Origin of the sequence: Aequorivita viscosa, from assembly GCF_900106795.1 — a bacterium.
In the GTDB taxonomy this organism is placed as follows: Bacteria; Bacteroidota; Bacteroidia; order Flavobacteriales; family Flavobacteriaceae; genus Aequorivita; species Aequorivita viscosa.
This window is the reverse complement of the sequence record NZ_FNNS01000016.1, coordinates 1-10,821: the sequence shown is the minus strand read 5'-3', so window position 1 is coordinate 10,821 and position 10,821 is coordinate 1. Positions and strand designations below refer to the sequence as shown.

Sequence of the window (10,821 nt, the reverse complement as noted above, 5' to 3'; positions counted from 1 at the left end):
TTTGAATTATCATTTCTGATTATTTAAAAAGTAGCTTAGCAATTCTATTGTTTCCAGAAGCGAAAGCGACACTATCGTTTACAAATTCAATGGCGAAAAATGCTTCTTTTGAAAGTTCTTTCCAGCTTTTACCACCATCTCCACTAAACGAAATTCCGGGAGATCCAACAGCAACTATCCCCTGCCCTGCTGTGCCTGGAATGTATTTTACTGAAGACTTATACCCAGGCTCCTCGCCATCGGCTATTAATTTCCAAGACTTGCCACCATTGGTTGTAATAGCTTTGTTTTTTGAGTTATCAGATTTTTGTTCCCAGTTACCTCCAATTACAATTCCATTGTTTTCGTCTCTAAAATCAATACTAAAAATTCCTGTCATGGCTTTTCCGCTAGCAATAGGAGTATCGTAAACTTTCCAGGTTTTTCCTCTGTCTGCGGTGTGCATTACTCTCGATTTTTTACCACCTGTTGCGACCCAAGCGTTGTCACCATATATTGCAATATTTGAGTTACTTGCTGCAAAGGCAACCTCTCCTTTTTCAACCTTTGGTAGCATTTCACACGGAAGCTTTTCCCATGAATTCCCACCATCTCTGGTAACAATTACCGACAAACAATCTCCTATTAAATCTCCAACTGCAATTCCTTCATCATCATTCCAGAATTTCATCGAGTCGTAAAAAACTTCAGGACCTATCTCATTATAGACCTCTTCAATATTTGTAGCTTCTGTTCCATTAAAACCAATTTTATATAAAACTGCAGGATTGGCAATACTCAATACAAACACAGCTTCAGTTGTAGCCGCAATAGACCGAAAATGCAATAACGAATCGGCATATTTAATTACAGCTAACTTTGGAGTATCGCCATCTATTAACCCCACTTTTCCTTTGTTTGCAGCAAACCACACTCGGTTTTCATCGAGAGGATGAATTGCCCGAATGCTTAAACTGTCCATAAATACAGGAGTAATTTTTACTGAATTAATTTCAATTTCGGCTTTATTAGTACAAGAAACAAAAGCCAATACGACAGCAATCGCAATTATAAAACGCATATTTCGATTTTTTGCCAAAAGTAATAAGCTTCGGTACAAATTTCAACTTTAACTGCGTAAGTTGAAATTCACTCAGTTACTTTAAACAGGCTGGTTAAAACAAATTATAGCTTGATGCACCTATTTTAACTTTACTACAAAGGTTGAAATTTGTATTGAAGTTCAGTTTAGAATTCAGTTTCAAAAAGATACCTTTGCATTTGCTAAAGTTTTCAATAGAACGAACACTTTAAAAAACATGCCCGCAATAATTTTAAATCTTATTGCGGTAAAAAATACCTAGAATGAAACTACACCGAAATCTCGTTTTCGCCACAATAGATTCGCTTGATCTTATTTTCAATGAGAATAAACAAGCCGACAAAGTACTTAAAAACACCCTAAAGCGAGACAAGCGATGGGGCTCACGCGATAGAGGGTTTATTGCCGAAACCACTTACGACATAGTGAGGTGGAAACGATTGTATGCTGAAATTGCAGAGGTTCGCGAACCATTTAGTCGTCCTAATTTATTTCGTCTATTTACAGTTTGGGCAACCTTGAACGGCATAAAAATTCCAGATTGGAAACAATTTGAAGACACCCCTACCCGTCGAATTAAAGGTAAGTTTGACGAATTATCAAAAATTAGAAAGTATCGTGAATCGCTTCCTGATTGGTTGGATGAACTAGGAGAACAAGAACTTGGAAAAAAATGGGACAAGGAAATTGCAGCCTTAAACCAACAAGCAGATGTTGTTTTGCGTGTAAATACTTTAAAAACTACCGTTGAAAACCTTCAAAATGAATTGGCCGATCTCGAAATTGAAACCGAGACATTACCTGGATATCCGTATGCATTAAAGCTAAAGGAGCGTACAAATGTATTTACTACCGATGCTTTTAAAAATGGATTGTTTGAAGTTCAGGATGCTTCATCACAAAAAGTGGCAGAAATTCTAGATGCAAAACCTGGTATGCGCATTGTTGATGCTTGCGCTGGAGCTGGTGGAAAAAGTTTGCACATTGCCTCAATGATGGAAAATAAAGGGCAGTTGATTGCAATGGACATCTATGATAGCAAGTTAATCGAATTGAAACGTCGCGCAAGAAGAAACGATGTTTTTAACATCGAAACCCGCGTTATAGATTCAACTAAGGTTATAAAAAAGCTTATTGAAAAAGCAGACAAAGTATTAATCGATGCTCCTTGTTCAGGATTAGGGGTTTTAAAAAGAAATCCCGACGCCAAATGGAAACTACAACCTGAGTTTTTAGATTCTATCCGCGCTACTCAAAAAGAGTTGCTTAACTCCTATTCCCGTATGGTAAAACCCGGAGGCGAACTTGTATATGCCACCTGTTCTATCCTGCCTTCTGAAAATGAAATGCAAGTCAAAGCATTTTTAGCTAGAGAGGAAGGAAAAGATTTTTCTTTGTTAAAAGAAGAAAAAATACTGCCAAGTAAAAGTGGTTTTGATGGATTTTATATTTCTTTGCTCCAGAAAAAAGAAAAGTCGAAGAAAGAATAGTCTAATTATTACTTTCAAACGAGGCTACCTTCACTTTAATTTCAAAAATCAAAGCCAAAAGATAAATTGGACAAACCTTCTGGCGCATTAAAAACAAATATCAATTCAAGATGAGAAAATTATTTACCCTACTTTTTTTGGCTAGCATACAAGTTGTATTCGCCCAACAACCATATTATAATGATGTAGACCTTACACTTACTGGTCAAGACCTATACTATGAACTTCAGAATAAAATTGACAATGCAAGTTCTTCCTTCAATTATGGGGATAATAAGGACACTATGAAAATAACTGACAAAGATCCTAACAATAGCAATAACGTACTTCTAATTTATGGGTATAACGACAACGATGGAAATTGTGTTACAGACAGAACCCGTAATAAAAATAATTTTGGAGGTGGTAATTGCGAATACAACCGCGAGCACACTTTTGCTAGATCGAATGCAAATCCAGCCATGACAGGCTCTACCGGAATTATCGCCGACCCTCAAAACCTACGCCCATCAGATCAACGTATGAATAACAACCGCGGTAATTTAAAAATGGCCGCTGGTTCAGGAACTGCAGGACCTTCTTCTGGTGGCTTTTATCCAGGAGACGAGTGGAAAGGCGATGTAGCTAGAATAATGATGTATATGTACACCCGTTACGGAGACAGATGCAAACCTTCCCTAAATGGAATGGGTAGCTTGCAAAGCGGAAACGATATGCTTCAAATTTATCTGCAGTGGAACGTGGAAGATCCTGTAAGTGAATTTGAAGACCAAAGAAATCCATATTTGGAAAATGTCTACGGAAACAGAAATCCATTTATTGACAACCCATACTTAGCAACTATAATCTGGGGAGGTCCAGTAGCCGAAGACCGTTGGAACATGATTGGAGTGCAGGATTTTGCCGCAGACTATATTAGTGTGTATCCAAATCCAACTTCGGACGTTGTTTGGGTAAGCGACAATACTTCTTCTCCTGTTGAAACCTATGCTGTATATGACATTTCAGGAAGAAAAGTAATGCACAATACCTTCAATTCTTCTGAAAAAAGTATCGACGTTTCTAACTTAGATTCTGGAATGTACTTAGTAGAACTTATAGCTTCTGAAAAGCGCGTTGTTAAAAAGATAATGGTTCAATAGTAACCTTATTATTTTCTAATACAACCAAAAGCGGGTCCATCTGGATTCGCTTTTTTTTTATTTAAAGATTTTCAGTGTTTTCCAAAGAAAGCAACAAGATATTTCGGCTTCGATCAGCAACCGCCGCTGCGCTACAAGAGCCAAGCCTGCCCGTCGTCGAGGCGGGAACCAAGACTAAAAACAAGAACTAATATATGAAGATTTAAAGATTGTAAATCAGATTGCATTTTAATCTTTTGGCACTGTTTCTAAACAAGATGAAAAGGAAGGTTTTCATTAAGCTAAAATCCTTCTAACAACCTCGTAAACACACTATCATATTTTACACGAAATAAGTTACCTTTGCAGCTCAATAACATTTAAAGAAAGTTCAGGATGATTCACTTTTTTGGGAATACCGAAAACACCGTATTTGCCGTTCAAACCCACGCAAATATTTCAGAAGAAAATACTAAAAAGCTGGAATGGCTTTTTGGCAATCAGGCTAAGTTAGAGGAATCCGTCCTGTCCACAAACACGTCGGATTTTTTTATTGGTCCTCGCGCAGCTATGATTACGCCTTGGAGTACTAATGCCGTTGAAATCACTCAAAATATGGGGATTGAAGGTGTAATTCGTATAGAGGAATTTCACAACAGTTCAGTTGTAAAAGAGGCTTTCGACCCTATGATTTCTCAAAAATTTCAGGAACTAAATCAAGAGCTTTTTGATATTAACGTGCAACCTGAACCAATTTTAGAAATTGAAAATATTTCTGAATACAATGAAAAAGAAGGTTTAGCGCTAAATGCTGAAGAAGTTGAATACCTAGAAAACTTATCAAAAAAGATAGGTAGAAAGCTTACCGATAGTGAGGTTTTTGGTTTCAGCCAAGTAAATAGTGAGCATTGCCGTCATAAAATTTTCAACGGTGTTTTTGAAATAGATGGAAAAGAAATGCCTTCTTCCCTATTCAAACTTATTAAAAAGACCTCATCAGAAAACCCGAACGATATTGTTTCGGCATATAAAGATAACGTAGCTTTTATAAAAGGACCTAAGGTAAAACAATGGGCTCCAAAAAGTGCAGATAAGCCAGATTGGTACGAAGAAAAAGATTTCGATAGTGTGATTTCATTAAAAGCTGAAACGCACAACTTCCCAACTACAGTAGAGCCTTTTAACGGTGCTGCAACTGGTAGTGGAGGTGAAATTCGCGATCGTTTGGCAGGAGGAAAAGGTTCATTGCCGCTTGCTGGAACAGCGGTTTATATGACTTCATATTCACGATTAAACAATGAGCCCTTCGACTCCGTTCAGGACAGGCCTTGGGAAAAAGGAATGAAAGAACGCGATTGGCTTTACCAAACGCCTTTAGATATTTTAATTAAAGCTAGTAATGGAGCTTCCGATTTTGGAAACAAATTCGGTCAGCCATTAATCGCTGGATCTGTTCTTACTTTCGAACACGAAGAAGACGCTCGTAAATTAGGTTTCGATAAAGTGATTATGCTTGCTGGTGGTATCGGTTACGGAAAAGCAAGTCAAGCTATAAAAGACAAGCCTCAAGAAGGTGATAATATTGTAATTTTAGGTGGTGATAACTACCGAATTGGAATGGGTGGTGCTGCAGTTTCATCGGCAGATACAGGTGAATTTAGCAGCGGAATTGAACTTAACGCAATTCAACGTAGTAACCCAGAAATGCAAAAACGCGCTGCCAATGCCATTCGAGCAATGGTAGAAAGCGACCATAATCCAATTGTTTCTATTCACGATCACGGTGCAGGTGGACACTTAAACTGTTTAAGTGAGTTAGTTGAAGAAACTGGAGGACGTATAGAAATAAGCAAACTTCCTATTGGCGACCCTACCCTATCCGACAAAGAAATAATGGGGAATGAAAGCCAGGAGCGAATGGGCTTAGTTATTGGTGATAAAAACATTCAAAACCTTAAAAGAGTTGCAGACCGCGAACGTTCTCCTATGTACGAAGTAGGGAAAGTTACAGACGACCAACGTTTCTGTTTTGAAAACAAAGACGGCAAAAAACCTATGGATTTTGCTCTTGAAGATATGTTTGGTAGCTCACCAAAAACAATAATGAAAGACAAAACCGTAAATAGAAACTATAAAAACTCTGTTTACGAAGCTTCAAAAATAAAAGAGTACGTTACACAAGTTCTTCAATTAGAAGCTGTAGCTTGTAAAGATTGGCTTACCAATAAAGTTGACCGTTGTGTAACGGGTCGTGTTGCAAAACAACAAACCGTAGGGCAATTACAATTACCATTAAACAACTGCGGTGTAATGGCTTTAGATTATCAAGGTAAAGAGGGCGTAGCCACTTCTATTGGGCATTCTCCGCTAACAGCCTTAATAGACCCTGCTGCAGGATCGCGCAATGCTATTACCGAATCTCTAACCAATATTGTTTGGGCTCCGTTAAAAGATGGTTTAAAAAGTGTTTCACTTTCAGCCAACTGGATGTGGCCTTGTAATAACGAAGGTGAAGACGCAAGACTATATGAAGCTGTTAAAGCTGTTTCAGATTTTTCAATTGATTTAGGAATCAACGTTCCAACCGGAAAAGATTCACTTTCAATGAAGCAGAAATACAAAAACGAAGAGGTTATTTCTCCAGGAACCGTAATTATTTCTGCTGCAGGAAACTGTAACGATATTCAAAAAGTAGTTGAGCCTGTTCTTCAGAACGGTGGTGGTAGTATTTACTATATCAATGTATCTCAAGACAACTTTAAACTAGGCGGATCTTCTTTTGGACAAATTTTAAACGCTATCGGAAACGAAGCGCCAAATGTAAAAAGTGCTGAATACGTAAAAACCGTTTTCAATACACTACAAGAACTCATTAAAGAAGGTAAAATTCTTGCTGGACACGATGTTGCTTCAGGTGGATTGATTACTACTTTATTAGAAATGTGCTTTGCCAACCTTAATCTTGGAGCAGATTTAGACCTTTCAAACTTAGGTGAACGTGATATGGTAAAAGTTCTTTTTGCTGAAAACGCAGGTCTTGTAATTCAAGCTTCGGAAGATACTTCAGTTGAAAAACTTCTATCTGAAAATAATATCGATTTCAAAAAGATTGGAACTGTTACAACTAATGAAACCCTAACCATTAAAAATAACAGTGAAGAACTTTCATTCAGCATTCCTGAAATGCGTGATTCTTGGTATGAAACTTCATATTTATTAGACCGAAATCAAAGCGGTTCAGAACTAGCTAAAGAACGTTTTGACAATTTTAAAAATCAGCCATTAACTTTCGAATTTCCAAAGAATTTCACAGGCAACCTCTCGACTGCGCTCGAGGAGACATTGTCAGGTCGAGCGCAGTCGAGACCCAAGGCAGCTGTAATCCGTGAAAAAGGAAGTAACAGTGAGCGCGAAATGGCTTATATGATGCACTTGGCAGGATTTGATGTAAAAGATGTGCATATGACCGATCTTATTGAAGGTCGTGAAGATCTTGAGGATATAAAATTCTTAGTTGCTGTTGGTGGATTTAGTAACAGTGATGTTTTAGGAAGTGCAAAAGGTTGGGCTGGAGCTTTCCTTTACAACGAAAAAGCGAATAAAGCATTAAAGAATTTCTTTGCTAAAGACGACACATTATCCTTAGGTGTTTGTAACGGATGCCAGTTATTTGTGGAGTTAGGATTACTTAATCCTGAAGATGAAGAAAAACCAAAAATGCTTCATAACGATACCAATAAATTTGAATGTGTGTTTACTTCGGTAAAAATTCAGGAGAATAATTCTGTGATGTTATCTTCAATGGCAGGAAGCACATTAGGAATTTGGTCGGCTCACGGGGAAGGAAAATTCAGTTTCCCAAAAGAGGAAAGCCACTACAATATTGTTGCAAAATACGGTTATGATAAATTGCCATCAAATCCAAACGGAAGTGATTTCAACACTGCTATGATGACTGATAAAACAGGTCGCCATTTAGTAATGATGCCTCACTTAGAGCGTTCTACGTTCCCTTGGAACTGGGCATATTACCCACAAGATAGAAAGGATGACAAAGTTTCTCCTTGGGTTGAAGCCTTAGTTAATGCAAGAAAATGGATTGAAAAGAAATAGATCTATTCTATAAATAATAAAAAACCGTTTGCATAAAATTTGTAAACGGTTTTTTTATATTGCTGACACCTCCTATCTCATTGGTAGAAAGAAATTTAAACCAAATTAACAATGTATTAATAAATTAAACTCTTAGCATTTAATTAAAGAAATTAGTGAGCGAATTAACAATAAGAAACCTATAAAACCCGCAATCCATTAACAACATCCTTACTTGGCTGCAGGAGTGTAACGTCTTTTCCATCTACGGCACCCAAAACCAGGCATTCGCTCATAAAATTGGCTATTTGTTTTTTAGGAAAATTCACAACAGCAATAACTTGTTTGCCTATCAATTCTTCCTTTGAATAAAGTGAAGTAATCTGGGCAGATGTTTTGCGACGCCCTATCTCACTTCCGAAGTCTATTAGGAGTTGAAAGGACGGGTTTCGGGCTTCAGGAAAATCATTGACTTCTAAAATAGTGCCGACCCGCATTTCTACTTTTTCAAAATCTTCCCAAGAGAGATTATTCATCGTGTCTAATAGAAAGTTTTTGAATCATTTTTGAGGAAATTGCACCGCGTTCTGCACCATAAGCATCAACAAGCAATCCTTTTCTTCCGTCTTGGGTTTCTATTAAATATAGAATTGTGTTATCTCCAGGATCGGTCATTCCTTCAAAACGGTAGAATTTAACGACCTCTAATTCGCCTGCCTTCCACTCTTTTTTTAAGGATTTTGACTCAATTCCATCGGCTATAAGATTGAAATCTTCAGAATAACCTTTATTTTGTAAATCTTCGATTGCCACCGAAAGTGATGAATAAGAATTTTTCATAATAATTGATTTAATTTTTAAAGTTAATAGAGTTATTCTTCACTAGCAAAGATTTAAATTTTATTTAGCACAAATAAATATGGCATGAAGACTTAGAAAAGTTTATATGCTTACGAATCAACCTCATATTAACCATTCAAAATTTGTAACTTTAAACCGTAATTTAAAATCAAAATTATATTTAAAAATGGCCGATACTGAATCCACAATGCTTCCTTTAAATACTATTGCACCTGATTTCACTTTGCTAGATGCAGTTAGCTTGAATACGGTTTCCTTAAAGGACGTCCGCGGTGAAAAAGGAACTGTAGTAATGTTTATCTGCAATCACTGCCCTTTTGTTAAACACGTGAATGATGAAATAGTGCGCATCTGTAATGATTATAGAGTTACAGGTTTTGGATTTGTAGCCATTAGCAGCAATGATGTTGAAAAGTATCCAGAAGATAGCCCAATCGAAATGTGGCGAACCGCGCAACGTGTTGGGTATCCATTTCCGTACTTATATGATAAAACTCAAGAAGTAGCAAAAGCCTACGATGCTGCCTGCACTCCCGATTTCTATCTTTTTGACGCTGAACTAAAGCTTGTTTATCGCGGACAGTTAGACAACTCCAGACCTGGGAATGGTATTCCAGTAAACGGGCGTGACCTTCGCGAGGCTTTAGATAATATTTTGAATAACAACCCACAGCGGAAAGATCAAAAGCCTAGTATGGGTTGTAATATTAAATGGCGGAAAACCACAACTCAGCCTTAACTGAAGATTACAAGATATTATCACCATAGAATATAGAAGAAAGGGTAAGATGCTTAAATTGGTCTAATGTAACTTTTGTTTATATTACGACTTCTCTCCTGTTCCACCATTTCTCCTACTACTTGTTTATGCTTTAAACTTCATTTAAGATTCCTTATTCTAACTACATTCTATTCAGATTTTTGGTTGGTTAATACCGTTTATGTTTTATTAATAAACTGGAAATGATATTCACGTAATATATGGGGGAGGTTTCGACCTGAAAAGTAGAATACACTTCGTAGTATTGGTTAAAAGTTGGAAGAGCGGCTCCCTCGGGAACCGCTTTTTATTTTTGGGGATTGTCCCGTCCTGAAATAGCGATACACTAAAACCTTAGAGTAATGAAAACATCAGAAAACAGTGGGTATAGGAAACGTACCCAAAAAGACTACTCACTTTCTTTTAAGCTCCAGTTAATTCAAGAAATAGAACAAGGTGTTCTTACAAAAAGCGAAGCAAAGACCAAGTATGGTATCCAAGGGGATTCAACCGTGAGAAAATGGTTACAGAAATATGGTAACTTTGATTGGGAAAACCAAGCTCCCATAACAATGTCAAAGACTCCCGAACAAAGAATACTCGAACTGGAGGCCAAGGTCAAGCTGCTCGAAAAACAGAAGGCCAGGGCCGAACATCTAGCCGAGCGTGCTGATAAGAAAGCGATAATATTTGATATGCTTGTAGATTTGGCTGAAAAGGAATATCAAATAGATATCAGAAAAAATTACACACCCGACTTATCGACCTCTTCAAAGAAGAGCACAGAGAAACAGTAGTTTCCACCTGTGATTTGCTCGGGGTAAACAGACAGGTTTATTATAGATCAAAAAAGACTAGACTGCATAAACAGTCCATTGCTCAAAAGGTAATAGCGATGGTGAGGGAGGTCCGAATGATTATGCCCAGGTTGGGCGGTAAAAAACTATATTTTTTACTTAAAGATCAATTGTCACCCCTTAAAGTCGGGAGGGATAAACTCTTTAGAATATTAAGCGCTAACCATATGCTGATAACTCCAAAAAGACGGTACCATATTACAACAAACTCGCACCATCGATTTAGAAAACATAAAAATCTTGTAAGCACATTGGATATAGAAAGCCCAGATTCTGTATGGGTAAGCGATATAACATATGTAGGGACCAGAGCCAATCCATCGTATCTGGCATTGATTACGGACGCATATTCAAAAAAAATCGTAGGGTATAATGTATCGACCTCACTTTCTGTGGATGGTTCAGTAAAAGCATTGGAAATGGCTCTGAACAATCGAAAACAAAGAGAGTACCCATTAATACACCACTCTGACAGGGGATTGCAATATTGCTCAAATGACTATCAAAAATTATTGGACGATAATGGGATCACCCCAAGCATGACTGAAAAATACGATCC

General features: G+C 37.4%; 9 protein-coding genes. 6 read left to right on the top strand and 3 right to left on the bottom strand.

Going from position 1 to position 10,821, the window contains the following annotated elements:
- Window positions 1–19: 19 nt before the first annotated feature.
- Window positions 20–1,060: a WD40/YVTN/BNR-like repeat-containing protein gene (locus BLW28_RS10095; protein WP_073219035.1), complete on the bottom strand. Its 1,041-nt coding sequence runs from the start codon at window positions 1,058–1,060 to the stop codon at window positions 20–22.
- Window positions 1,061–1,344: 284 nt separating this feature from the next.
- Between BLW28_RS10095 and BLW28_RS10090 the strand changes: the two genes are divergently transcribed.
- The 3 genes from BLW28_RS10090 to purL all read left to right on the top strand — a co-directional run bounded on the left by BLW28_RS10090 (window position 1,345) and on the right by purL (window position 7,805).
- A complete protein-coding gene (locus tag BLW28_RS10090; RefSeq protein WP_073219038.1) occupies window positions 1,345–2,571 on the top strand; it encodes an RsmB/NOP family class I SAM-dependent RNA methyltransferase in 1,227 nt (408 codons plus the stop codon).
- A gap of 110 nt (window positions 2,572–2,681) precedes the next feature.
- A complete protein-coding gene (locus BLW28_RS10085; RefSeq protein WP_073219041.1) occupies window positions 2,682–3,713 on the top strand; it encodes an endonuclease in 1,032 nt (343 codons plus the stop codon).
- Between the two features lie 375 nt (window positions 3,714–4,088).
- Window positions 4,089–7,805: a phosphoribosylformylglycinamidine synthase gene (gene purL / locus BLW28_RS10080; protein ID WP_073219043.1), complete on the top strand. Its 3,717-nt coding sequence runs from the start codon at window positions 4,089–4,091 to the stop codon at window positions 7,803–7,805.
- Between the two features lie 179 nt (window positions 7,806–7,984).
- On the opposite strand, the gene BLW28_RS10075 is transcribed toward purL, so the two are convergent.
- Together BLW28_RS10075 and BLW28_RS10070 are read right to left on the bottom strand one after the other, a co-directional pair.
- Window positions 7,985–8,320 (bottom strand): tRNA-binding protein, encoded by a 336-nt coding sequence (locus tag BLW28_RS10075; protein ID WP_073219046.1) that lies wholly within the window; start codon window positions 8,318–8,320, stop codon window positions 7,985–7,987.
- The gene (locus tag BLW28_RS10070; RefSeq protein WP_073219049.1) at window positions 8,313–8,624 is read right to left on the bottom strand and encodes a phosphoribosylpyrophosphate synthetase; all 312 of its coding nucleotides are present in this window, start codon (window positions 8,622–8,624) and stop codon (window positions 8,313–8,315) included. Before BLW28_RS10070 ends, BLW28_RS10075 begins: the two co-directional genes overlap by 8 nt.
- 187 nt (window positions 8,625–8,811) lie before the next feature.
- Between BLW28_RS10070 and BLW28_RS10065 the strand changes: the two genes are divergently transcribed.
- From BLW28_RS10065 to BLW28_RS15730, 3 genes are all read left to right on the top strand, one after another.
- Complete coding sequence (locus BLW28_RS10065) at window positions 8,812–9,384, top strand: thioredoxin family protein (RefSeq protein ID WP_073219073.1); 573 nt, start codon at window positions 8,812–8,814, stop codon at window positions 9,382–9,384.
- A gap of 383 nt (window positions 9,385–9,767) precedes the next feature.
- Entirely contained in the window at window positions 9,768–10,202 is a 435-nt protein-coding gene (locus tag BLW28_RS10060) for a transposase (protein WP_073219053.1), read from the top strand.
- A gap of 14 nt (window positions 10,203–10,216) precedes the next feature.
- Window positions 10,217–10,821: IS3 family transposase (locus BLW28_RS15730; protein WP_234946478.1), on the top strand; the 605-nt coding region annotated here is incomplete at its 3' end.

Coding starts and splice junctions, on each gene's coding strand:
- BLW28_RS10090 (WP_073219038.1), top strand. CDS start 1,345: ATGAAACTACACCGAAATCTCGTTTTCGCCACAATAGATTCGCTTGAT.
- purL (WP_073219043.1), top strand. CDS start 4,089: ATGATTCACTTTTTTGGGAATACCGAAAACACCGTATTTGCCGTTCAA.
- BLW28_RS10095 (WP_073219035.1), bottom strand. CDS start 1,060: ATGCGTTTTATAATTGCGATTGCTGTCGTATTGGCTTTTGTTTCTTGT.
- BLW28_RS10075 (WP_073219046.1), bottom strand. CDS start 8,320: ATGAATAATCTCTCTTGGGAAGATTTTGAAAAAGTAGAAATGCGGGTC.
- BLW28_RS10060 (WP_073219053.1), top strand. CDS start 9,768: ATGAAAACATCAGAAAACAGTGGGTATAGGAAACGTACCCAAAAAGAC.
- BLW28_RS10085 (WP_073219041.1), top strand. CDS start 2,682: ATGAGAAAATTATTTACCCTACTTTTTTTGGCTAGCATACAAGTTGTA.
- BLW28_RS10070 (WP_073219049.1), bottom strand. CDS start 8,624: ATGAAAAATTCTTATTCATCACTTTCGGTGGCAATCGAAGATTTACAA.
- BLW28_RS10065 (WP_073219073.1), top strand. CDS start 8,812: ATGGCCGATACTGAATCCACAATGCTTCCTTTAAATACTATTGCACCT.